The organism is Tepidibacter aestuarii (genome assembly GCF_934924865.1).
GTDB lineage: Bacteria > Bacillota > Clostridia > Peptostreptococcales > Peptostreptococcaceae > Tepidibacter_A > Tepidibacter_A aestuarii.
The window spans coordinates 1,268,339-1,293,949 of sequence record NZ_OW235315.1; the positions used below are offsets into that span (position 1 = coordinate 1,268,339).

The window sequence follows — 25,611 nt, forward strand, 5'->3', positions numbered from 1 at the left end:
TAAGTTTGAAGGGAAAGGGGGACTCACTATGAATATAGTAGATAGAGTAAATAAACTTAGAAAATTAATGAAGGAGCATAATATTGATGCTTACATAGTACCATCAGATGATAGCCATCAAAGTGAGTACGTAGGAGATTATTTTAAGTGCAGGGAATTTATTTCTGGATTTACAGGTTCAGCTGGAACTGTAGTAGTAACTCAAGATGAAGCAGGTCTTTGGACTGATGGAAGATATTTCATACAAGCTGCTAATCAATTAGAAGGAAGTAAAATAAAATTATTCAAAATGGGTGAAGAAGGTGTCCCTAATGTAGAAGATTATTTATATGAATCTATGAAAAAAGAATCTACGTTGGGATTTGATGGAAAAGTAGTGTCTGCCAAAGTAGGGGATGGATTAAAAGAGAAGTTAAGTGATAAAAATATTAAAATATCTTATGAATATGATTTGATTGATAAGGTATGGGATGATAGACCAAAATTATCAGATAAAAAGGCATTTTTACTAGATATGAAGTATGCAGGAGAGAGCAGTAGTTCTAAATTATCTAGATTAAGAGAAAATATGAAACAAAAGGATGTAACTACTCACATTATAGCTACATTAGAGGATATAGCGTGGCTATTGAATATAAGAGGCGATGATGTAAAGTACAATCCCGTAGTACTTTCTTATTGTATAGTTAGATTGGATGAAGCGTTTTTATTTGTTGATGAGAATAAATTAAATGATGAGATATTAAAAGAGTTAAATGATGTAAATATAAATATATTACCATATAATGCTGTTTATGAGTTCATAAAGAATATAGATGAGAATGAACGTGTATTACTAGATAAAGCAAATATTAATTATGCAATTTTAAATAGCATACCTAAAGGTATAAAAATTATAAATGATTTCAACCCAATCATGTTCTTTAAAGCTAAAAAAAATGATATAGAATTAAAGAATATCAAAAATAGCCACATTAAAGATGGAGTAGCTTTTACAAAATTTATGTATTGGCTGAAAAATAATATTGGGAAAATAGATATAACAGAAATGAGTGCAACTGAGAAAATAGAAGAATTAAGAAGACAGCAGGATGGATTTATACAGCCAAGCTTTAGTACTATAGCAGGTTATAAAGAACATGCAGCTATGATGCACTATAGTGCTACAAAGGATACGGATTATAAACTTCAAAAAGAGCATTTGTTCTTGATAGATTCAGGTGGACATTATATTGATGGAACTACAGATATAACTAGGACTATAGCGTTAGGTGATTTAAGTGATGAATTAAAAACACATTTTACTGCTGTTTTAAGAGGTATGATAAATTTATCTATGGCAAAGTTTTTATATGGTGTTAGGGGATATAATCTAGATATATTAGCTAGAACTCCTATATGGAATTTAGGCATAGATTATAAATGTGGAACAGGACATGGAGTAGGATATTTACTGAATATACATGAGTCTCCTAATGGATTTAGATGGTATATAGCTCCTCATATATTTGACAGTGCAGTACTTGAAGAAGGAATGTTGACAACTAATGAACCTGGTATATACATAGAAGGCTCACATGGAATTAGGATAGAAAATGAGCTTATAGTTAAAAAGGCAGAGAAGAATGAGTCTGGACAATTTATGGAGTTTGAAGTAGCTACATTTGCACCTATAGATTTAGATGCTATAGATGTAGAACAGTTAAATAAAAGTGAGAGAGATTATTTAAATAAATATCACGAATTAGTGTACAACACTTTATCGGATTATTTAGATGATGACGAAAGAAAATGGTTAAGAGAATATACCAAGAGTGTGTAATATATTAAAATACCCTGTACAAAATTGTTGTACGGGGTATTTTAATGTCTTACAAATAAGGTTAAATCATGATAAACTTTAAATGAATATAAAATTGGGGGGGATTATGAAGACTTTTTTTGCTTTTTTAATTTCACTATCTATGGCTTTCTCAAATCCGGTAGAGCAACCAAAAGATAATAAGGTTGTTTTAGGGAATGAAAGGTTAACAAGTGAATACAGTCAGTTAATAGATTCAAAAAATATAGGGGTTATAACTAATCAAACTGGGGTTGATAGTCTTGGTCAAAAAACTTATGAGAAGCTCTATAATTATGAAAATACTAATCTAGTAGGAATTTATACTCCGGAGCATGGACTAGATGGATTAACTCCAGCTGGTAAATATGTAAAATCATATACAGATCCGAATATGAATATTCCTGTATACAGTTTGTATGGGAAAACTAGAATGCCAAGTGAGGACATGCTTAAAGGTGTAGATGTTTTAGTTTTTGATATACAAGATATAGGATCTAGAACCTATACATATATTTCTACTTTGAATTACTGCATGATAGCAGCTCAAAAGTACAACAAACAAATAATAGTTCTTGATAGACCAAATCCTATAGGGGCTAATAAGGTTGAAGGGTTTGTTCTTGAGGATAAGTATAAATCATTTGTTGGAATAGATAATCTTCCTATGTCACATGGAATGACTGCTGGAGAACTAGCTAAGTTTTTTAATAGAAATATTGGAGCTAATTTAACTGTTATACCTATGCTAAATTACAGTAGAGATATGATATATCAGGATACTAATTTGCCATGGGTTATGACTTCTCCTAATATACCTACTATAGAATCTGCTTTTGGATATATGGCAACTGGTATTGGTGAAGGAACAGGAATAGGTCAAGGAGATAAGTTTACTTGGATAGGTGGAAAAGGGATAGATAGTAATAAGTTTGCTGAACTCTTAAATAATTCAAACCTTGAAGGCATAGAGTTTATACCTGAGAATAAAGGGGACAAGGGTGGAGTAAGACTAAATGTAACGGATTATCGTAAATTTAACCCTTGTAAGGTTGGTACATATGCTTTAACATATGCACATGATCTAACGAATTTTAAAGTTCCAAAGAGCGGTAAGTACATAATTATGTTTGAAAAAATAATGGGAACTTCAAGATACGGTGAGATGCTTGAATTAGGATATACTCCTGAGAAGATAGTTAATTCTTATCAAGAGGATTTGAATATGTTTAAGGTGGAAAGAGAGAAATATTTAATTTATTAGAATAAATTCATTATACAGGGGGACAAAAAAATGAATGAATCATTTGTTAGTGTTGATATTGATTTCATATTTCAACTTATAAACACAATATTTTTAATTGGTATTTTGTTTTTGATTTTTTACTTTATTTTTAGACTGCCTAAAAAAATTAAAAGTATGTCACAAAGAATGAGTGCGATTGAAGAGGATTTAAAAAATATTAAGGATAAGTTAAATTAAAGACTATATTGAAAAATAAAATCTTTGCCTATCTAATAAATAGGTAAGGATTTTATTTCTATTATGTATGAAATGGTTTGATTGTTAAAAAATAAAAATTGTATATCTATAAAAGCACATGTTGCGTATTGAAAAAGGATTTATTTTTAAAATGTCGAAATTTATATAAATATAGATAAATAGCTAAATTAAGGTAGAAATATATATAATTGACACATAGATAGGTGATCATATATGAAAAAAATAAAATTTACTAGTAAAGTCAGAGTGAAAATAACATTTGCTATGATTTTGTGTTCTTTAATTACTGCATTATTGATAAGTAGCATAAGTGTATTCATTAATTATAAATTCACCAAAAGAGAAATTTATGAAAAATTAACATTACTTTCACAAAGTCATTCTAATGATTTTAATAGTGATCTGAAATCGATTGAAAACTCTGTAGATATAATTAGCCAGTATATTAGTGCAACGTTTGACATGGATGAATTTAATAAAAAGCATGATTATTATATAAACGAATATGAACAAAATATGAACTTGATAATAAAAAAAGTTGCACAGATTTCAAATAAAGATGAAGGGATAAATATAAAGAGTGGAATAGAAGCGATTTATTTTACTTTTAATCCAGAACTTACAGAAGATGTACATGAGATTTGGTATGCTGATAAAGAAGGAAATGGAGTTTTAGAAAAATTAGATTCAGATTCAGATCCAAATGACCCATATATAGAATGGTTTTACCCTGAAAACAAAGAAATGAATTGGTACTATGATCCTATAAAGAAGAAAAAAGGTATATGGATCGAGCCTTATGATGAAACTGATTTAGGAATAAATATAATTTCCTATACAAAAGCAATATTTAAAGACAATATTTTACTTGGGGTTGTAGGTATAGATATTAATACAAATCAAATGAGAAATACTATCAAAAACATAAAAATATACGATAGTGGATATGCTTTTTTGATGAATGAAAATCATAATTTTTTAATTCATTCTAATTTTGATATAAATGATAACTTGAAATTAGTACATAAAGGGAAAATGAAATTTTTATCAGAAGAAATAAACAAAGAAGATTCAGGTGTTATAGAATATAAACGAAATAAAAAAGGTGAAATATTAGGTTATTCTTATTTGAATAATAATTGGATTTTAGCCTTTGTAGTACCAACGAGTGAAGTTTATTCATCAATGAATATACAAATAATTTTGACTATCATAATAGTATTTTTATCAATTTGTATGGTTATTTTGATAGCGTTATATATAGGAAAAACAATTTCAAAACCTATTTTAAAAATAACATATTTAATTAAAAACACATCTAATTTTAATTTTGATGATGATACTTGTTTAAACAATTTAATTGAAAATAAAGATGAAATAGGTGTAATGGCAAAAGAAGTATTTAATATGAGAAAAATATTAAAAGAAACAGGTGTTCATAAAGCTGCTAGAGTTCAGATGAGATATTTACAAAAAGAATTTCCACTCTATAATAAAGCTAATATGGGTGTACTATATGTTCCAGCGAAAACAGTTAGTGGTGATTTTTATCATATAGAAGTTATAGATGATGATTTTGTTGTAGGGGTAATGTGTGATGTAAGTGGAAAAGGTGTTAGTGCAGCACTTAGTACATCCGCTTTTAATGTTTTATTTCACGAAGCTATATTAGATAATCAAAATCCTATTGATATACTAAATGATTTAAACAAAAGAGTAGATGAATTTTTTGAACAAACATATATTGCAGCTTGTTGCTTTAGTTTGGACTTTAAAAATAATATAGCAAATATAGCTGGAGCGGGGATAAGTCAATTTATGTATGCTTCAGATAAAGAATATTGTCAACAAAAAATAGTTAAAGGTCCATTTTTAGGAATGTTTGAAGACAGTAAATTTGATCAAGATATAATTCAGTTTAAGTCAGGTGATAAATTTTATTTTTTCACAGATGGTTTGGATTTTATAGTAGACAATGAAAAAATAAACAAAGATTTAATTGAAATGGTTAATAGTAGTGACCGAATAAACTTTTTAAAGGATAACTTAGAATCTATACAAGCTGATAATAGGTTTATAGTAGATGATTGTACTTTAATTGAAATTGAAATAAAGTGAATACTGCATATTTTTTTGATTATTCACGCGAATTATAAAAAAATATGAAGAATTATGCTATAATACAAAATGATGGTATTTTTTAGAAAAGATAAGACATAAACTGTTTAATTTATATAGGAGATGAGCATAGTTTGAATTTAGAAAGAGTGTTAAATGGTATTAGAGATATTATAGCTGAAAATGATTTGAATTTAGAAAGAGTATTAAATGGAATCGAAGATATTATAGGTGTATATAAGCCTGATAATACAATTTTGTTTTATAATGAAGCGGGGTGTGATTTCTTTAAAAAAAGTTATAAAGAAGTTAAGGGTAAAAAATGTTATGTGATGCGTAATAGAAATAAAAAATGTACTAATTGTCTTTGTGAAGAAGCAATTAAAACTAAGCGAATAACACAGGGAGAAAAATATATTCCAGAAATCAATAAATACATAGAATATAGATACAATCCTGTATTAGATAATTCAGGAAAAGTGATATTTATTGTTGAACAATTAAGGGATGTTACCGAGGAAAAAAGTCTTGAGAATATACTTAAAGAAAGTGAAGAAAGATATAGACAAATTGTTGATATATCTCCAGATGCTATAATTATTACGGTAGATGGAGAGCTTGTTTTAGCAAATAAAGAGGCTTTGAAATACCATAATAATCTTATTGGAAAAAGTATATATAAATATTCTCCTGATTTTGCAAAAACTATGTATACAAGAATGAATCAAATATTAAAAAATAAAATAAAAAAGACTACATTTGATTATAAAATTGTTCTTAGCGATAATAAAAAAATAGATGTAGAAATATGTTCGAGCTATTTAGTATATAAAGGTAAACCAGCTATTCTTTCTATTATTAGAGATATTACAGAAAGAAAAAGAGAATTAAATTCTGCTGCCAAGATACAAAAGGAGCTTTTAAAAAAGCCATTTCCTCTTATGGATAAAGCACATATGGAGACTCTTTATATACCATCAAAAACAGTTAGTGGAGATTTTTTTTATACCCACAAAGTAAATGAAGATTTAATTGTTGGAATAATTGGAGATGTAAGTGGCAAAGGAGTTACAGCTGCTCTTAACATATCTGCATTTAATGTGTTGTTTAATGAAGAAGTATTGATTAATGATGATCCTTCTAAAATAGTAAAGAGTTTAAATAAAAAGGTAGCTAAGTATTTAGGTGAAAGGTACATAGCAGTATGCTGTTTTAGTTTTGATTTTAAAAAGAAGGAAGCGAAGATAGTAGGTGCTGGAATTAATCAATTTATATATCATGATGATAAATGTAATATTAAAAACAGAATTGTTAGAGGTCCATTTCTAGGTATGTTTGAAGATAGTGAATTTGATGAAAAGATAATTAATTTTAAATCAGGTAATAAATTTTATTTTTTTACAGATGGTTTGGACTTTATATTTGATAATGATGAAATAAAAGAGCGATATTTTAAAAGTAGTACAATAACTGAATTAAAGAAGCGAATTGAAAGTGATTTGAAAAATATGTTAACTGATGTAGATGGAATAAAAGATGATTGTACATTACTTGCATTAGAAATAAAATAGAGTGAGGTGAGATTTAGTGTGAGAATAAAACAAAATGAATTCATTTTATATGGATTAGATAATTATAAACAGGTTATTGATAATGTTATTAATGACCTAGATATTTTAAATGATTGTTTTGACATTAAATTACTACTTACAGAAGCTTTAACAAATGCTTTTAAGCACGGAAATAATAGTGATAATGATAAACCTATATATTTAAGATATATTTGCAATGATATAAATATACAATTTGAAATAGAGGACTGTGGGAATGACTTCAAAAGCTTAAGCATTCCAAATGAATTATCATATGAAAACTTATTGAGTGATTGTGGAAGAGGCTTATTTCTTATAAATTGTATTGCAGATAAAATTGAATTTAAAGGTAATAGATTAGTTATACAAAAATATTTAAGTGTTATATAACTAAAAAATGATACTAATTAGTAAATGGAGGATAATAATGAAAACAAGTTTAAAAACTAAATTAATTTCTATGTTTTTTATATTTATATTAATTCCACTTCTTATTTTGGGGGTTACTTCTAGTTTTATGACTTCGCGTTCAATGCAGAGTGTAACTGAAGAAGATCTAAGAAAACTTACTGAACAAACAGCAGAGTTTATAGAACAGAGTATAGATTCTGTAAGTAAGTATGTTCAAGTTTTGACCTATGATCTAGATATAGCTAGGACTGCAGCTGGATATAATGAAAATAATCATGAGGTATATACATATTTATTAAAATTAAAAGAAGAAAACAAAGATAGAATAGAGTCTTTATATATTACAGATGAATTTGGTAAGGAAATTATGAGTAGCAGAAAAGAAAAATCTGATGTTGATTTAAGTAATAGAGAATATATTCAAAAGGCATTAAATGGATCTTTCTCTCAAAGTGATGTTATACTATCTAAAGATAATAATAAACCTATAATAGCTATTGCTTATCCTTTAGTAATTGATAGTAAAGTTGTAGGTACAATATGTGCAAGCATTAATTTTGATAATATTTCAAGTCGTGTATCAAAAGTAAAAGTAGGCGAAAATGGATATGCTTACATGCTTGACAAAAATGGAACTTTTATATCTCATCCTAAAGAAGAAAAGATATTTAATGAAAATATAGGTAGTACAGATAATAAAGAATTAAAAGCTTTAGTAGATAAAATGAAATCTGGCAAATCAGGTGAAGGATATTATACATACGAAGGGGTATATAAATTTACAAAGTTTGTTCCTGTAAATGGTTGGATTTTAGCAGTAACAGCTGATTATAAAGAATATATGGCTTCAGCATTATCTATTAGAAAAATTACAATAATAACAATTATATTATCTCTGGTAATTGCAATATCTTTAGCTTATTTTATAACAACTAAAAACATTATTAATCCTATTAAAAAATTAGAAGAACTAATGATTAAAGCAGGAGAAGGAGATTTAACAGTTAGAGCGAATATAAATACAAATGATGAAATACAGGTATTAGGAGAATATTTTAATGATATGATTGGTCATCAATTAAATATAATAAAACATGTTAGAAGTGGATCAGAAGAGTTAACAGCATCATCAGAGGAGTTAGCAGCATCAGCAGAAGAAATAAGTGCATCAACGGAACATGTAACTGATAATATACAACGTGTTGCATATAATGCACAAAACCAAAATAAATCAATAATTGAAACATCTGAGGTTTTAGTTCAACTTTCAAGTTTAATTCAAATAGCAAAGAATAAAGTGCTTACAGCTAAAGAAAATTCTGATAATACTATGAATGCAGCTAAACAAGGAAGAATAAAAGTTGAAGAAACAGTTGAAGCAATTGAAAATATTAGTAAAGTATCAAATGAAACACAAGATATGCTTAAAGTTTTAGATAATCTTTCTAAAAAAGTTAGTGGAATTATTAGCACTATTAATAATATTTCAAGTCAAACAAATTTATTGGCGTTAAATGCTTCTATAGAAGCAGCGAGAGCTGGAGAACATGGGAAAGGATTCAGTGTAGTAGCTGATGAAGTTCGTAAGCTTGCAGAACAAACAAATATTGAATCAAATGAAATATCTTCACTGGTAAATGAAATGGTAATTCAAATAGAAAAAGCAGTTAGTTCAATGAATATTGCTAAACATGTAGTAGAAAATGGAGTGGCTGTAGCAAAAGAAACAGATAAATCATTTATAAATATTATAGATGCAGTAGAGCAAATAAGTAATGATGTTGATCAAGTTGTAGATGTTACAAAGGATGAAGTTGCAAGTTCCGATCAAATAATACAGCTTATTGACTCTGTAGCAACTACTACTGAGGCTACATCAGAAAGCAGTGAACAAGTTGCAGCGGCAGCTCAGGAGCAGTCGGCTATAACTCAAAATTTAGCTGCTAGTTCAGAAGAAACTAGCGCAATGGCGGTTAGCTTAAATAGTCTAGTAGAAAAATTTAAGATTTGAGGTGAATATAAATGAATGAGGTAAGAATATCAATACCTGAAAATTTTGCAGTAGATGAAGCAGCAGAATTTAGACAAAATATGAATAATTTAATAACTGAAGGTAATAAGAACTTTGTACTTAACTTTAACAGTTGTACATTTATTGATAGTACAGGACTTGGAGTATTAGTAGGAATATATAAAAAGTGCGTTGAGCTAAATGGAAGTTTAACACTTAATTCAGTAAATCCAAAGGTTATGAGGATTTTTGAATTAACAAGACTAGATAAGGTATTTGAAATTAAATAATATCAATTTAAAAGACTTAATGAGTTAAATATTACTCGTTAAGTCTTTTTTATAATGATAAGGAAATCATATCTATAATTAAATATAATAATTTGAATAAAAAGTATCATACTTTTATTAGTATTTGCATTTACTATAATCATAAATTAAAACCTTTAGTACAAAAATATGTAAAAGGAGGAAAAGTATGAAGTTAAATTTTATTAAGGTAAATCCAACAGAAAATATGACTGTGTTTGTTCTAGATCAAATACCTCGCTCCATGTATATGGATATAGCAACAAAAATAATGGATTATAGTAATGTTTATGCAGAACAGGTAGGGTTTTTAGAAAATATTTCTTCAGAAGATAGTGAAGCTTGTGTAAGAGTTCATATGATGGGTGGTGAATTTTGTGGAAATGCGGCTAGAGCATTGGCAGCTATTTTAGTTCAAAGAAAGCACTGTAAAATCCAAAGGGAAGAAAGTAAATTTATTGTACCTTTAGAGGTTTCTGGTACTAATGAAATCATAAATTGCGAAGTAGAACATAATGATATAAATAGCTTTATTTCAACTGCAAAAATGCCTTTACACAAATCTATAAAAGATATTTCCATAGAATATAAGGATACTGTTCATAAAGGAACATTAGTAGAGTTTCCAGGCATAGTTCATTTGATTGTTAATAGTCAAGGAATAGATGAAAAAGAGGACTTTTTTGAAATAATAAAAGAAAAATTTAATGATTTAAATTATGATGCACTTGGAATAATGTTTTTTAATGAAGAAAATTCATACATGGAACCTTTAGTATATGTTAAGTTAACAGAAAGTCTTATTTGGGAAAGAGGATGCGGTTCAGGGACTGCAGCTTTAGGTATAGTATTTTCTCATCGACTCAAAAAAAGTATAGATATGGTAGTAAAACAGCCTGGTGGACAACTTGAAATATTCACAGACTGGAATGAAAATAAAATAAATAGTATCTATCTTAAAGGTGTTGTAAATATTGTAGCGGAAGGAATTGCATATATATGATCCTCTTGAAAATTATTATGTTTATCCAAATATTGACTTTGAAATAAAAAAATCATATATCTATGGACGACCGGTCTAATACAGGAGGAATTATGGATAAGCGTGAAAAGATAATAAAAATATCTGCTGATTTATTTCATCAATATGGATATAGCAGTGCAGGTTTATCAACAATATTAAATAAAGCAGAAGTACCAAAGGGAAGTTTTTATCATTACTTCAAAAGTAAGATCAGTTAATATTAAGAAACTCATCATTTTGGTGAGTTTTTTTATGTGTATACTAATTTAACTGAAAGTATTACTGTTATTTATAGAAAGTTTAATATATAATTAAATTAATTATATGGACAAGATTGGAAAAATTTTTACTATAATTTGTTTTAAATATAATTCGGACGGGTAATTCTAAAACATGTAAATGAGTTTGAAATAAATGGAGTATTTATTTATCCAATATTAAAAACTTATAAACCTTAGTTATATCCTATTATTAGAAATAATTAAGACTTGGAATGAAATTTTTCATAAATAAGGAGGGTGTTTATGCAATTTGGATTTATCATTTCTTTAATATCTGCAATTTTGGTAGCGTTATTTGCGATACAAAATTCTAGTAGTGTAGCCATAAGTTTTTTATTTGCTGAATTTAATATTTCTCAAGCACTTATAATTTTAATTTCTGCAGCTTTAGGGGCAATAATTGTTATGTTGCTAGGATTTATAAAACAGATTAAATTAAAGCTTAAAATAAAAGAACAGTTAAAGAAAATTAAAAATTTAGAAGAAGAAAATAAATTATGTCAGAATAAAATTGAAGAATTCAAAAATAATTCAGATGAAAAGAAAATTGATGGTTTAGAGGATAATAAAGTAGATATTAATGAATAAGGACATTAAATAAGGCTGAAATTTTAATATTGAGTAAAAAGACAACTCTCGAATTGAATAACATGAGAGTTGTCTTTTTATATTTTTAATTTGCTACTTTTAAGTTAAAATGTTAATATAACAAATCTATATGAATAGAAATCAAAAAAAATATTGTATAATTATGTGAAAAAATTTAGGTATAAACCAGGGGGGATTGGATTGAGGCTAGCATTAGTCATTATTGATATGCAACAGTATTTCTTTAGAAGTGAGGAAAGAAGAATAAAATTAAGAGAACTTATTTCAGCGATAAATGAACTTATAGATTGTGCTAAAGATAAAAATATTCCAATATATCAGGTTTTAACTGTACATAAAGATGATAGATCAACTTGGAATATTGTTATGAAGAAATATAATTTTGCTGCATTAATAGAAGGAAGTAAGGAAGCAGAGTTATTATCAGAAATAAAATTTGATAAATCACAAGAAGTTATTATAAAGACAAGACAAAGTGCTTTTATAAGAACCAACTTTGAAGATAAATTAAGAGAAAATAATATAGATACTTTGATTTTATGCGGAGTTTTTACTCATGGATGTGTAGGAAGAACAGCAGTTGATGCATATGAAAGAGATTTCAATGTGATAGTTGCAAAAGATGCTTCCTTTAGTCATATAAAGAATCAAGAAGAAGTTATGTTTGACGTTATTGAACATGAACAAGAGCAATTAATACTGAATAATGAAGATATAAAGAAATTGCTTTCGAAGTAATAGGATGCGAAGTATTAAAAAATAGTATGTATTGGAGATGGATAAAATGTTATTTAAATTGAATAGATTTAGAGTAGAGTTAGTTGCAAATAAAGATTTAAATGAAATTGTTGATGTTTATAATTCTAATAAAAACTTTTTGATTAGCCATATGGATAAGGAAGAAGTAACAACTGATTGGATAAATGAAGAGTTAAATTCAATGAAACAAATGGGATTTTTATGTTGTAAGATAGTGGATATAAATTCGGGAAAAATAGTTGGAATAGTAGATTTTAAGGTAGATGAGCAGACATATTTATCTTTACTTATGATACATAATGCTTATAAAAATAAGGGTTTGGGAAGACTAACATATAATGCTTTGGAAAAATATATAGTATCTCTAAAAAGCAGTTGTATAAGAATAGATGTAGTTACAGGTTATGATGATTCGGTGATTGAGTTTTGGCATAAAAATGGATTTGCTGAAGTTGAACAGATAGAGCTTAATTGGACGGGAAAGGTTTTACCAGCTGTTGTTATGAAGAAAAAGTTGAGTTAAATACAAAAGACAATATAGGTGGGTGATTATAATAGATTTTTACAATAAAATTGCTATAAAAGAACTTAATGACTGGAAGAAAAAAATGAGAAAAAAGCCATCACTAGTTCAAAAAACGTCAAAGCATGTTCAAAATAAGTTTAATGGGTTGTTACCTGAAAAATATCATGAAATTGTAACTTCTGCTATAAAAAACATGACTAGAGCAGTTTTGTTTAGTTCGAAATATATTACTAAAAAGCCATATACAAATTTATCGCTTCGACAAAGAGAAAGATTAGTTGCTCAAAAAACGAAGACATATAAAACTACTGCTTTGATAGAAGGTGCGGGAACTGGAGCAGGTGGAATAATGTTAGGTCTTGCTGATTTGCCTTTGCTTTTAAGTATTAAAATTAAGTTGCTTTATGATATTGCTGCTATATATGGTTTTGATGTGAATGATTATAAAGAAAGAATTTATATATTAAATATATTCCACATTACTTTTTCAAGTAAAAGTAAAGTAAATGAAGTATTTGCTGAAATGGAGAACTTTGAACAGTATATGTATTCTTTACCAGATGATATTGATTCTTTTGATTGGAGAACTTTTCAACAAGAGTATAGAGATTATATAGATTTAGCAAAGCTTTTACAGATGGTTCCGGGAATTGGAGCTTTTGTAGGAGCATATGTTAATTCTAAACTAATAGATAAGCTTAGTAAAACTGCTGTTCAAGCTTATAGAATGAGGATATTTTCATAAAAAAGAATATAAATTAACTATATAACATAAGATTATATAAGTTCAAACATTAAACTAAATCCTTACCTATTGGTGCAATAGGTAAGGATTTAATTTTTATGTAGGTAGAATAAAGAAAATATGATAAATAGAGGCTCAAAATTAGAATTTAAAAAAAGTATTCTAAAATTTCTTGGTTTGTAACTTATGTTACGGAACAAACTATACTAATGTAGTAAACTTTACTCATAGAAACACAACATAAGAAAATTACTTAAAGATTATATAAATGAAAAAATAAGGAGGAATAATAATGAGTATGTTTTGTTATCAATGCCAAGAGGCAGCAGGATGTAAAGGGTGTACAGTAAGAGGTGTATGTGGTAAGAATGAATCAGTGGCAAAGGCACAAGATTTATTAGTTTATGTAAGTAAGGGACTTGCGATAGTAAGTAATGAGGGAAGAAAGGTAGGAGTTATTGATCCTAAAGTAGATAAGTATATAACTGAAAACTTATTTACTACAATAACTAACGCTAACTTTGATAGAAAAACTATTTTAGATAGAGTTAAAGAAACTTTAAGATTAAGAGAAGAATTAAAGGCTAAGGTTGAAGCGGCTGGCGGTAATATAACTGGTGATGCAACTGATTGGTCTGCAGTTACAGAAGAAGAGTTTGATAAAAAGGCAGAAACTGTTGGTGTATTAGCAACAGAAAATGAAGATATGAGAAGTTTAAGAGAGCTTATTATTTATGGATTAAAAGGTTTATCAGCTTATATGAAGCATGCTATGAATTTAGGATACAATAATGAAGACGTTCATGGTTTTATGGCTAAGGCTTTAGCATCAACGCTTGATGATAGCTTAACTGCTGATGATTTAGTAGCACTTGCTATGGAAGCTGGAAAATATGGTGTTGATGGAATGGCATTATTAGACAAAGCTAATACAGGAACATACGGACATCCAGAGATAACTAAGGTTGATATTGGTGTTAGAAATAAACCGGGTATATTAATATCAGGACATGACTTGAAAGATTTAGAAATGCTACTTAAACAAACAGAGGGAACTGGAGTAGAAGTTTATACTCATAGTGAAATGCTTGCTGGACAGTATTATCCAGAGTTTAAAAAGTACTCTCATTTTGCAGGAAACTACGGAAATGCATGGTGGAAGCAAACTGATGAGTTTGAGAAATTCAATGGACCTATATTAATGACTACAAACTGTGTAGTTCCTCCAAAAGATTCGTATAAGGAAAGATTATTTACAACAGGAGCTTCAGGAGTACCTGGATGCAAGCATGTAGATGCTGATGGAAATGGACATAAGGATTTTAGTGAGATAATAGAGATGGCTAAAACGTGTGATGCTCCAACCGAGATAGAAACAGGAGAAATAGTTGGAGGATTTGCTCATAACCAAGTATTAGCTCTTGCTGATAAGGTTGTAGACGCTGTTAAATCTGGAGCTATAAAGAGATTCTTTGTAATGGCTGGTTGTGATGGTAGAGCAAAATCAAGAAACTACTATACAGATTTTGCTAAGGCTATACCAAATGATACAGTTATATTAACTGCTGGATGTGCAAAATATAAATATAATAAGCTTGATTTAGGTGATATAGGAGGAATACCAAGAGTATTAGATGCAGGACAATGTAATGATTCATATTCATTAGTAGTAATTGCTCTAAAACTTAAAGAAGTATTTGGACTTGATGATGTAAATGACTTACCTATATCTTATAATATAGCTTGGTATGAGCAAAAGGCTGTAATAGTTTTATTATCACTATTATATCTAGGAGTTAAAAATATTCACTTAGGACCAACACTACCTGCATTCTTATCTCCAAATGTTGCTAAGGTATTAGTAGATAACTTTGGAATAGCTGGAATTACTAACGTAGAAGATGATGTGAAAATGTTTATGCAAGGTTAAAAAAAACGTAGCTATTTAAATAGCTACGTTTTTTTTATTTGGAATGACAAGGAAAGACAACATATGTGCGTATACTGGTTATAAATACAAAATTAGCATGAATATGTTTGAAAATCATAACGAAAATTGATATAATTATTTATAAAACTTAAGGTGAAATAAAGAGGGGGACTAAAATGAAGAACAGACTAATAAGTAGTATTATTTCGCTAATTTATTTAATTTTTATTTTATTAATCAACACAGTAATTTTGAACAAAGACAATTTTTTATTCGGAGTAAGCGTAAATATTATATTTACTTTATCATATTCATGTATAATATTTAAAGTAATTTATAAAGAGAAAATAGAAAAAATTAAAAATATGATAGGAATTATAAATGAAGGACGTTATGATTATCAATTTGGTAATGATTCTGATGAAGAAATTACATCAGCTTTTCAAACGTTTTTTAATAATACTAAAGAGACTTCTAAATCAGGACTTAAATTATCAGTAGAACTTGCACTTGAATCTGATAAAGTTGCAGATATGGTTGGAAATATGCAAGAATCAACTGATCATATAGCAGAAACAAGTGAAGAAATAGCATCTGGTTCTTTAACACAAATGGAATCTATAAACAGTATTTTTAGTAATATAGAGGGTGTTGGAAGTAATATAGATGGAATAAGAAGTGAGCTGAAAAATATAGGTTATCAAACTGATGTATCTGTAAAACTCACTGAAGAAGGAAATGAGAACATTGGAAAAACAAAACAGTCTATTGACACTTTAAGAAATATTATGATTGAGTATAATAATAACTTAAATAATTTTATAGAGAGTTTTTCTGAAATAGAAAAGTTTTCGGATATAATAAAGGGAATTACTGAGCATACAAATTTACTTGCACTAAATTCATCTATAGAAGCAGCAAGAGCTGGGGAACATGGAAAAGGTTTTGCGGTTGTAGCTACTGAAATTGGGAAACTATCAAACCAATCACAGAATGCTTCTGAGAAAATAAGTGAGGTTATTGAAGAAATAAAACATAGAATGTATGAATTAACACAGGAGATGTCATATGGAATAAATAAGATAGATGAAGGTATAATTGTAGCACAAAAAGCTGAGCAGTCATTCGAGCAAATATCTAATAGTACAGTTAAAACAAAGGATCAAATAAAGACAATTGACGATAATATGGAAGAAATAGGTTTATATACTGGAAAAGTTATAGAGTCGGTTGAAACTATTCAGGGTATATCTGAGGAAAATGCATCTGAGTGTCAACAGTTTAACGCTATTGTAGAAGAAATGAATAGTTCATTTGGAGAAATAGTTGAGAATATAAATTCTTTAAAGGATTGTGCAAATAATCTCCAACAAAATTTTGCTCAAAATACAATGGACGTATATATGTACAATAAAGCTTTAGATATAAAAAAGCATATTGATAAATATGAAAATGTAGATCTCAAAAAGCTTTCTAACAATCTTAATATAGATGATATATACATAGTAGATTCTTCGGGAATAATAAAGCAGTGTTCTGATGACGGTGGAGTAGGACTTGATTCTTTTGAGATAGACCCTGTATCGTATAAGGCTTCAAAACTAAAGGAAGGATACGCAGCAACTCCTATTAGAAAAAGAGCTCATGATGATGAAATGTATAAGTTTTTACATATTCCATACCAAAGTGGAGGGGTAATTAGCGTATCCTTATCATTGCGATCTGTATTAAACATATAGGGTAGAACGTTTAAGGCTATACTCATATAATGATGAGTATAGTTTTTTTGCGTGATAGTTGCAAAAGCAACTAATATTATATATAATACTTATTATGAAAAAATGTGCGTACAACTAAATAGGGGGTGTATTTATGGAAAAACAGAAAAGACTTGGAACTGAAAATATAGGCAAATTACTTATGGAATTTTCACTTCCTGCAATTATAGGTATGTTAATTAACATATTATACAATATTGTAGACAGGATTTTTATAGGAAAAGGGGTAGGGGCTATTGCGATATCAGCAGTAGGTTTAACTTTACCATTTACTACAATAATAATGGCATTTGGAATGCTTGCAGGTATTGGTGGATCGGCCTTAATATCTATCAGACTCGGGGAAAGAAAGCATGATGAAGCTGAGAAAATACTTGGAAATACATTTATACTTTTAAGTATTATTTCTATTTTGGTAACTATTGTTGGTATTGGTTTTTTAGATCCTTTACTAAGATTATTTGGGGCAAGTGATGTAACATTTGATTATGCTAAAGACTATATATTTATAATACTTGCAGGTGCAGTATTTAATGCAGTTGGATTTGGTCTTAACGCATCTATTCGTTCTGATGGAAGTCCAAAGACTGCTATGATTACAAATTTAATAGGAGCTATAACTAATATAATACTTGATTATGTATTCATAATGAAGATGAATATGGGGATAAAAGGAGCAGCTATAGCTACTGTTATAGGTCAAAGTTTTAATACTATATGGGTTCTTAGATACTTCATGTTTAGTGGTAGCTCTTCTATGAAACTCAAGGTTAAGAATATGAAGATGGATATTAATATAGTTAAAGGAATATTTGCGATAGGAATGTCTCCATTTTTAATACAAATTGCAGCAAGTGTTGTGAATGTGCTTGCAAATAATACACTAAAAGCGAATGGTGGAGATTATGCTATAGGTGCTATGAGTATACTTATAAGTATAGCTATGATATTCTTAATGCCTGTATTTGGCATAACTCAAGGTGCTCAGCCTATAATAGGATATAATTATGGAGCTGTTAAAATGGATAGGGTTAAGAAATGCTTGATACTTGCAATAAGTGCTGCATCTACACTTTGTATAACAGGATTTATATTTATAGAGTTTTTCCCAAATCTTATGATATCCATATTTAGCAAAGATGAAAATATACTTAGAATAGGTACTCATGGACTTAAGATATTTTTATGTATGCTTCCTGTTATAGGATTCCAAATAGTAACATCGAACTTTTTCCAAGCAATTGGTAAAGCTAAAATTTCTATTGTACTTAGCCTTTCAAGACAAGTACTTATATTAATACCGATGCTTATATTACTACCTAAGTTTTTTGGGCTTAAGGGAGTTTGGATGGCATATCCTATATCAGATTTTTCATCTTCTCTAATTACATTAGTGTTTCTGATTAAAGAATTGAAGGTTATGAGTACAAGAGAAAAAAATGAAGAAAATATAAATATTAATGAATTAGTTAAAATATAAAGGTACTGGCAAAATTCCAGTACCTTTTATTTTATATTATTTTATTATATTTCCATCTGTTGATATTATAAATTCATTGTATGAAGCTTTTGTGTTAGAATTTAAGATAGCCTCTTTTACTGCACGAACTAATCCTCCACAACAAGGGACTGACATTCTTGTAACTGTTATACTATTTATATCTTTTGTTCTAAATATCTCTGTAAGCTTATCTATATAATGTTGGTTATCATCAAGCTTTGGACATCCTATAACAGTAACTTTATTCTTCATAAAATCATTGTGAAAGTTTGAATAAGAATATGCACAACAGTCTGCAGCTATTAATATATCTGCATTATCCCAAAAATCAGCTGCAGGACTTACAAGATTTAATTGTACAGGCCATTGTCTTAATTGAGACTCAGTAGTATTTATTTCTTTAGGAGATGATCCGCTACATCCACATCCTGAATTACTTTTTAATATTTTGCTTGCAGATCCAGGACATCCTCCAGAGGGTTTTTTCTTAGCAATTGCATATCCTTTTCTAGACTGATCAAATTCTACAGTTTCCTTTTCTGTTAATTTTATTGCATCGACTGGACAAGCTGGTAAACACATTCCAAGTCCGTCGCAATAAGAATCACTCATTAACTTTGCTTTGCCATCTACTATTTGTATAGCACCTTGGTGACATGCATTTGCGCATAACCCGCATCCTATACATTTTTCTTGATTTATTTCAATTATTTGTCTTTTCATTTTCAAATCCTCCTTTAATATGATGTCGTTATAGGTATATTATACACTATGTTTTAAGTTGATTAGAGAACAAATGTTACAAAAAATATAATTTTTCATTAAAAAAAATAAATTTATGTATATACAAAGTAAGATAAATATGGTAAACTGTAAAAAGTATAACACATATAAAGCAAAGATACATACTAATCGAGATTGTGCAAGTTGAATGTGTTATTCCGAAAAACATATATTATTAACTATTACATAAATGGAGGGTTTTGCAATGAGTATTAAAGTAGGAATTAATGGATTTGGAAGAATAGGAAAGAATGTTTTAAAGGCATGGTTAGAAAGAAAATCTGACATAGAGATAGTGGCTATAAACAGTACTAGTGGACCTGAAAAACATGCACATATATTTAAATATGACTCTTTATATGGAATTTTAGATGAAGAAGTTACAGCTACTAAAGATTCAATCATAATAGGTGATAGAGAAATTAAATTTACAGCACATAGAGATCCTGAACAAATTCCTTGGAAAGAATTAGGAGTTGATATTGTTGTAGAATCAACTGGAATATTTAGAGATAGAGAGGGATGTAATAAACATATAAAAGCTGGAGCTAAGAAGGTTATAATTTCGGCTCCGGGAGTAGATGAAGATATAACTGTAGTTATGGGAGTGAATCACAATGATTATGATCCAGAGAAGCATGATATAATATCCAATGCATCTTGTACTACAAATTGCTTAGGACCTGTTGCTAAGGTTATTAATGATGAATTTAAGATAGTAAAAGGACTTATGACTACTGTACATTCTTATACTAATGATCAAAAAATACTTGATCTTCCTCATAAGGATTTAAGAAGAGCTAGAGCGGCAGCGGAATCTATTATACCTACTTCTACAGGAGCTGCTAAAGCAATAAGCAAAGTTATACCAGAGTTAAGTGGAAAATTAAATGGAATGGCTATGAGAGTACCAGTGCCAGTAGTTTCAGTTGTGGATTTAGTTATAGAGCTTGAAAAAGATGTTACGGTTGAAATGGTTAATAATAAATTAAAAGAAGCTTCTGAAGGTGAACTTAAAGGAATACTAGGATATAGCGACAAACCATTAGTGTCAATTGACTATAAGAAAGATTATAGATCATCTATAGTTGATGGATTATCTACTATGATGATTGGGAAAAATATGTTAAAGATTGTATCATGGTATGATAACGAGTGGGGATATTCTAATAGAGTTATAGATTTAGCAACACATATAGGTAGAGTTGGAAATATGAATAAAGCTAACGCTTAATAAGAAAAGCACTTGTTTTGTAAATTACAAAACAAGTGCTTTTTTATATGTAAGGAATTAAATGAGTATTATTTTAAATTCTTAGAATAAAGACTTTTTTATATATTATAATATAAATAGGAAAACTATATATTATAAATATGAGGACGTGGTTAAATGTTGAATGTTTGTTTATTAGCACCTGGCGGTGTTATGCCGTTTTACAATAGATTTCTTACATCTATGATTGCAAGTTGCAACGGAAGTATGGTGCTTGTGGATTGTGGAGAAGGAACTCAGATTCTTTTGAAAAAGTTAAAGTGGGGTTTAAAAAATATAGATATAATTTGCTTTACCCACTATCATGCAGATCATATAGCTGGTCTTCCTGGACTCTTAAGCACGATAGGGAATTCGGGTAGAGAAGATGAACTTATATTAATTGGACCTCAAGGGCTAAAAAAAGTTGTAGAGGGCCTTTTGGTTATAACTCCTGAACTTCCATATGATATAAAACTTATTGAGACTTCTGATAAATTAATTGAATATAAACATAAGGATTTTGTAATAAATTCATTGCCTGTAAAGCATAGTATTGATTGTATGATGTACAGTGTTGAAGTTATGAGGAGAAGAAAGTTTGATAAAGATAGGGCTGAAATTCAGAATGTCCCTATGAAATACTGGAATAGACTTCAAAAAGAAGAGATAATAGAGGATAATGGAATTATATATACTCCTGATATGGTACTTTCAGATAGAAGGAAAGGACTTAAAGTTTGCTATTGTACTGATACAAGGCCTCTTCCTGAAATTGTGGATTTTATAAAAGGGTCAGATTTATTTATTTGTGAAGGTATGCATGGAGATGAGACTTATACTAAAAAGATAGAAGATACAAATCATATGTTGTTTTCAGAAGCGGCGAATCTTTCTAAAGAAGGAGAAGTTAAAGAGTTGTGGCTTACTCATTTTAGTCCGGCACTTCAAAATCCATATGAGTTCTTAGATGTAGCTAAAAATATTTTTCAAAACTCTGCAATAGGCGAAGAACTTATGGTTAAGGAATTAAAATTTACAGATTAAGGAGGGGGATATGTCATTAAATAGTAGAATAATAAGTTTGAATGAAGAAAAAGACTTTAGATTGATAAGTGTAAGTGATATTCACGGTGGTTTGGATTTATTCAAGAAATTAATTGAAAAAGTAGATTTTAAATCGAATGATTATTTGGTTATAATAGGAGACTTTATCGAAAAAGGTAAGTTTAATAAAGAAACTCTTTCATATATAAGAGAATTATCTAAAAAAGATAATGTCATAATATTAGCCGGAAACTGTGAAGCGTTCATAGCTAGTCTGATTTTACAAAAATATAATTCTCAAAAGTTAATTAGATATATAAAGTATAAGCCTCATAAAAGTATATTTGATGAGTGGCTTAAAGAATTAAATATAGATATTGATAAAATTGATGGAAAAGATTTGCAAGACATATTACTTCAAAATTATAAGGATGATATAGAGTTTTTAGGGTCGTTAAATGTTGTTTTAGAGTTTGATGATTTTATATTCGTTCATGCAGGTATAAGCGATAAGGAAAATTGGAAAAAATCAAGTCTTAAGACGTTTTTATATTGTGAACAGTTCTATAAAAAAGATAATAGGAGTGGTAAAACTGTAGTTGTAGGACATTGGCCAGCATCTAATTATAAGGATTATACTATTAACTGCGATCCTATAATAGATACTGAGAAAAAAATTATATGTATTGATGGTGGGTACAATGTAAAAGAGATTGCTCAAATTAATGCTCTTATAATTGAAAAAAGAAATGATAAATACGATATTTATAATGAAAGTGCTGATGAATTTCAGAAATATATAGTAAAAGAGGATTTGCTTGGAACAAAGGAAATTCCTAGAAAAATAGGATGGCCTGATAATAGAATTGAGATTATAGAACAAAAAAAAGAATTTTCCGTGTGTAAAAGAATGGATACAGGAGAAATTATTAATATAAAGAACGAACTAATAAAACTGGGATATGAGGGATATTACTGCAACCAAGATTATCAAGAGTATTATCTTACTGTTCATAGAGGACAAATAATATATGTTGTAAGTATATATGGTGATTATGCACTTGCTAGATTAAATAGTGAGTACGGATGGATAAAAAAAGATTTGATAGAAAAGGTCTAAAAAGACTTATTGATAAATTTGATTTATCAATAAGTCTTTTTTGGTTAAACTAATTTTATAAAATAAGCAATTTATAGAAAATGTATAATGAGGTTTTGAAAATTTATAATTGGGTATAACTCAAGTGGAGGGATGCTTATGAAAAATTATAAATGTAGTGTATGTGGATATATCTATAAACCTGAAAAAGGAGATTGGACTCATGATATAGAAAAAAATACTAGTTTTGAGAATTTGCCTGATGATTGGAAGTGCCCTACTTGTAATCAACCTAAAATGGCATTTGAAGAAGTTTAGATTTTGTATTAAACTGGTATAAGTGGATAAGAAAGGTGAGGATTATGAATATAGATATACCAGTAGAAGTTGAGAAAATATTAGATGTATTAAATCAAAATAATTATGAAGGGTTTATAGTAGGCGGTTGTGTAAGAGATACTCTTCTAAATGATACACCAAAAGATTGGGATATAACCACGAACTGTCTGCCTGAAAAACTTATGAAAATATTACATGATAATTGCATAAAATCTATTCCAACAGGACTTAAGCATGGAACTGTAACAGCGGTGATAGATGATAATTACTATGAGATTACAACCTATAGAATAGATGGAGAATATAAAAATAATAGACGTCCTGAAAATGTAGAATTTACTAATAAAATAGAAAAAGATTTGTCAAGACGTGACTTTACTATCAATTCTATAGCATACAATCATAAGTATGGTTTATGTGATCCATTTTTAGGGCAACAGGACTTAAACAAAGAAATCGTAAAGTGTGTTGGAGATCCTTCAAATAGATTCGAAGAAGATGCACTTAGAATATTAAGAGGAATAAGATTTGCAACTAGATTAAACTTTAAACTAGATGAAAATACAAAGAATGCTATGTCTGATAAAGGACATCTACTTTTAAATATTAGTTATGAGAGAATAAGGGAAGAACTGTGCAAAATATTACTTACCGATAAACCTTCATTAGGATTTAATATACTCAAAGAATTAGATTTGTTAAAATACATTCTTCCGGAGCTTGATGAGTGTGTTGGATTTGACCAAAGAAATTTTTATCATGACAAAGACGTATTTGATCATATTATGTCTGTTGTAGATTATGCACCTTGCAATATGAAAACTAGGCTTGCTGCTTTATTTCACGATATTGCAAAGCCGGCATGCTTTAGTATGGATGAAAATGATGTAGGTCATTTTTATGGACACAATATAAAAGGTGAAAGATTTACTAAAAAAATATTAAAAAGGCTTAAGTTTGACAATAAAACTATAGAGGATGTTTGTATACTAGTTAAAGAACATATGAACATGCCGAATATTGAAAATAAAAAATCTGTAAAAAAGCTTATAAACAGGTCGAAAACAGACAATGTATTTGATCTTATAGATTTAAAAATAGCTGATAGAAAATCTAGCGCAAATTCTGATGATATAGGTGCTATTTTGGAACTTAAAGATAAAATTAAAGAAATTATAGATCATAAAGAGCCGTTATGTGTAAATGATTTAGCTATTAATGGCAATGATATAATTGAGTTAGGTATAAAGCCTGGCAAAAAAATAGGTAAGATATTAAATGAGTTGAATGAGTTGATACTAGAACATCCAGAATTCAACACTAAAAAATATCTGCTAAATCAAGTGAGAAAATATATATAGTAAATTTTCACTTGATAATCATAATCAAATGTGAGATACTGTAATAGTAAAAAATATATGGAATAGAGGGTGAATTAATATGAGTAATGAGAAAAAACACGGTTGTGGATGCGGTGGACATGGACACGAACATGGAGAAAATCACGAGTGTGGGTGCGGCGGACATGGACACGATCATGGAGAAAATCATGAGTGTGGATGTGGTGGACATCATGAACATGATCATGAAGAAGCTCAGATGATATACTTAACATTAGATGATGAAGAAGAAATAGCTTGTAAAGTATTGACTATATTCGAAGTAGAAGGTAATGAATACATATCTTTATTACCTGAAAACTCAGAAGATGTGTATATATATAAATACAAAGAAACTGAAGAAGGACCAGAATTAGCACAAATAGAAGAGGACGGTGAGTTCAATAAAGTATCACAAGCATTTTATGACTTATGTGATTAATAAAATTCGCTTCATGCTATCGCATAGCTCATATCGCCAACGAGTCCTAATGGGCTCCGTTGCTCAAAAATAGTTGTAATTGCAGTTTTTCTATCAGTATTATCAACAATTTAAAAATTATATAGTTTTCTATTTGTTATAAAAAAGGCGACTAATAGCTAAGATTAGCTATTAGTCGCCTTTTTATTTTTAAGGAAATTATATAACTTTCAATCTATGCATAACATTGATTAAAAAATAATTCTTGAATTATCAAAATGATAATGATAGAATAAGAGTAATGAATGGTATAAAATGTAAAATGGTTATAATGAGATAATGTAACTTAATTTA

At 28.7% G+C, this 25,611-nt stretch carries 24 protein-coding genes; 23 read left to right on the forward strand and 1 reads right to left on the reverse strand.

Annotated features, from left to right (window positions below; translation table 11 throughout):
* Nucleotides 1–28: 28 nt before the first annotated feature.
* The 17 genes from M2214_RS06140 (at nt 29) to M2214_RS06220 (ending at nt 18,916) form a co-directional block, all read left to right on the forward strand.
* Nucleotides 29–1,822 (forward strand): aminopeptidase P family protein, encoded by a 1,794-nt coding sequence (locus M2214_RS06140; protein WP_248483838.1) that lies wholly within the window; start codon nt 29–31, stop codon nt 1,820–1,822.
* Between the two features lie 106 nt (nt 1,823–1,928).
* The gene (locus M2214_RS06145) at nt 1,929–3,104 is read left to right on the forward strand and encodes a DUF1343 domain-containing protein (RefSeq protein WP_248483840.1); all 1,176 of its coding nucleotides are present in this window, start codon (nt 1,929–1,931) and stop codon (nt 3,102–3,104) included.
* Nucleotides 3,105–3,134: 30 nt separating this feature from the next.
* Complete coding sequence (locus tag M2214_RS06150; RefSeq protein WP_248483842.1) at nt 3,135–3,323, forward strand: hypothetical protein; 189 nt, start codon at nt 3,135–3,137, stop codon at nt 3,321–3,323.
* A gap of 234 nt (nt 3,324–3,557) precedes the next feature.
* Nucleotides 3,558–5,462, forward strand: coding sequence for a SpoIIE family protein phosphatase (locus M2214_RS06155; RefSeq protein WP_248483844.1), 1,905 nt, complete (start codon nt 3,558–3,560; stop codon nt 5,460–5,462).
* A 134-nt stretch (nt 5,463–5,596) separates the two neighbouring features.
* Nucleotides 5,597–7,033 carry a SpoIIE family protein phosphatase gene (locus tag M2214_RS06160; protein WP_248483846.1) on the forward strand — a complete coding sequence of 479 codons (1,437 nt, stop codon included), beginning with the start codon at nt 5,597–5,599 and terminating at the stop codon, nt 7,031–7,033.
* Between the two features lie 18 nt (nt 7,034–7,051).
* Complete coding sequence (locus M2214_RS06165) at nt 7,052–7,444, forward strand: ATP-binding protein (RefSeq protein WP_248483848.1); 393 nt, start codon at nt 7,052–7,054, stop codon at nt 7,442–7,444.
* A 37-nt stretch (nt 7,445–7,481) separates the two neighbouring features.
* Nucleotides 7,482–9,476, forward strand: a complete 1,995-nt coding sequence (locus M2214_RS06170; RefSeq protein WP_248483850.1) for a methyl-accepting chemotaxis protein — start codon at nt 7,482–7,484, stop codon at nt 9,474–9,476.
* An 11-nt stretch (nt 9,477–9,487) separates the two neighbouring features.
* A complete protein-coding gene (locus M2214_RS06175) occupies nt 9,488–9,766 on the forward strand; it encodes an STAS domain-containing protein (RefSeq protein ID WP_248483851.1) in 279 nt (92 codons plus the stop codon).
* A 187-nt stretch (nt 9,767–9,953) separates the two neighbouring features.
* Entirely contained in the window at nt 9,954–10,787 is an 834-nt protein-coding gene (locus M2214_RS06180; protein ID WP_248483853.1) for a diaminopimelate epimerase, read from the forward strand.
* Between the two features lie 92 nt (nt 10,788–10,879).
* Nucleotides 10,880–11,026, forward strand: coding sequence for a TetR/AcrR family transcriptional regulator (locus M2214_RS06185; RefSeq protein ID WP_305879808.1), 147 nt, complete (start codon nt 10,880–10,882; stop codon nt 11,024–11,026).
* A gap of 306 nt (nt 11,027–11,332) precedes the next feature.
* The gene (locus M2214_RS06190; protein WP_248483855.1) at nt 11,333–11,677 is read left to right on the forward strand and encodes a LapA family protein; all 345 of its coding nucleotides are present in this window, start codon (nt 11,333–11,335) and stop codon (nt 11,675–11,677) included.
* Between the two features lie 201 nt (nt 11,678–11,878).
* On the forward strand, nt 11,879–12,436 hold the full coding sequence (locus M2214_RS06195) for a cysteine hydrolase family protein (RefSeq protein WP_248483857.1): 558 nt from the start codon (nt 11,879–11,881) through the stop codon (nt 12,434–12,436).
* A gap of 46 nt (nt 12,437–12,482) precedes the next feature.
* Nucleotides 12,483–12,980: a GNAT family N-acetyltransferase gene (locus tag M2214_RS06200; RefSeq protein WP_248483859.1), complete on the forward strand. Its 498-nt coding sequence runs from the start codon at nt 12,483–12,485 to the stop codon at nt 12,978–12,980.
* A 22-nt stretch (nt 12,981–13,002) separates the two neighbouring features.
* On the forward strand, nt 13,003–13,728 hold the full coding sequence (locus M2214_RS06205) for an EcsC family protein (RefSeq protein WP_330651562.1): 726 nt from the start codon (nt 13,003–13,005) through the stop codon (nt 13,726–13,728).
* A gap of 292 nt (nt 13,729–14,020) precedes the next feature.
* Nucleotides 14,021–15,658, forward strand: coding sequence for a hydroxylamine reductase (gene hcp / locus M2214_RS06210; RefSeq protein WP_248483861.1), 1,638 nt, complete (start codon nt 14,021–14,023; stop codon nt 15,656–15,658).
* A gap of 176 nt (nt 15,659–15,834) precedes the next feature.
* Entirely contained in the window at nt 15,835–17,397 is a 1,563-nt protein-coding gene (locus tag M2214_RS06215; protein WP_248483863.1) for a methyl-accepting chemotaxis protein, read from the forward strand.
* A 133-nt stretch (nt 17,398–17,530) separates the two neighbouring features.
* Nucleotides 17,531–18,916, forward strand: coding sequence for an MATE family efflux transporter (locus M2214_RS06220; protein WP_248483865.1), 1,386 nt, complete (start codon nt 17,531–17,533; stop codon nt 18,914–18,916).
* 36 nt (nt 18,917–18,952) lie between these two features.
* Here M2214_RS06220 and M2214_RS06225 read toward each other — a convergent pair whose 3' ends face one another.
* Nucleotides 18,953–19,660, reverse strand: a complete 708-nt coding sequence (locus M2214_RS06225; RefSeq protein ID WP_248483867.1) for an ATP-binding protein — start codon at nt 19,658–19,660, stop codon at nt 18,953–18,955.
* A 265-nt stretch (nt 19,661–19,925) separates the two neighbouring features.
* Between M2214_RS06225 and gap the strand changes: the two genes are divergently transcribed.
* The 6 genes from gap (at nt 19,926) to M2214_RS06255 (ending at nt 25,278) form a co-directional block, all read left to right on the forward strand.
* Nucleotides 19,926–20,954, forward strand: a complete 1,029-nt coding sequence (gene gap / locus M2214_RS06230) for a type I glyceraldehyde-3-phosphate dehydrogenase (RefSeq protein ID WP_248483869.1) — start codon at nt 19,926–19,928, stop codon at nt 20,952–20,954.
* A gap of 156 nt (nt 20,955–21,110) precedes the next feature.
* Complete coding sequence (locus tag M2214_RS06235; RefSeq protein ID WP_248483871.1) at nt 21,111–22,019, forward strand: ribonuclease Z; 909 nt, start codon at nt 21,111–21,113, stop codon at nt 22,017–22,019.
* 10 nt (nt 22,020–22,029) lie between these two features.
* Entirely contained in the window at nt 22,030–23,139 is a 1,110-nt protein-coding gene (locus M2214_RS06240; protein ID WP_248483873.1) for a metallophosphoesterase, read from the forward strand.
* Nucleotides 23,140–23,277: 138 nt separating this feature from the next.
* Nucleotides 23,278–23,436 (forward strand): rubredoxin, encoded by a 159-nt coding sequence (locus M2214_RS06245; protein ID WP_248483875.1) that lies wholly within the window; start codon nt 23,278–23,280, stop codon nt 23,434–23,436.
* Nucleotides 23,437–23,480: 44 nt separating this feature from the next.
* A complete protein-coding gene (locus tag M2214_RS06250; RefSeq protein ID WP_248483877.1) occupies nt 23,481–24,818 on the forward strand; it encodes a CCA tRNA nucleotidyltransferase in 1,338 nt (445 codons plus the stop codon).
* A gap of 79 nt (nt 24,819–24,897) precedes the next feature.
* On the forward strand, nt 24,898–25,278 hold the full coding sequence (locus M2214_RS06255; RefSeq protein ID WP_248483879.1) for a DUF1292 domain-containing protein: 381 nt from the start codon (nt 24,898–24,900) through the stop codon (nt 25,276–25,278).
* The last annotated feature ends 333 nt before the right edge of the window (nt 25,279–25,611 follow it).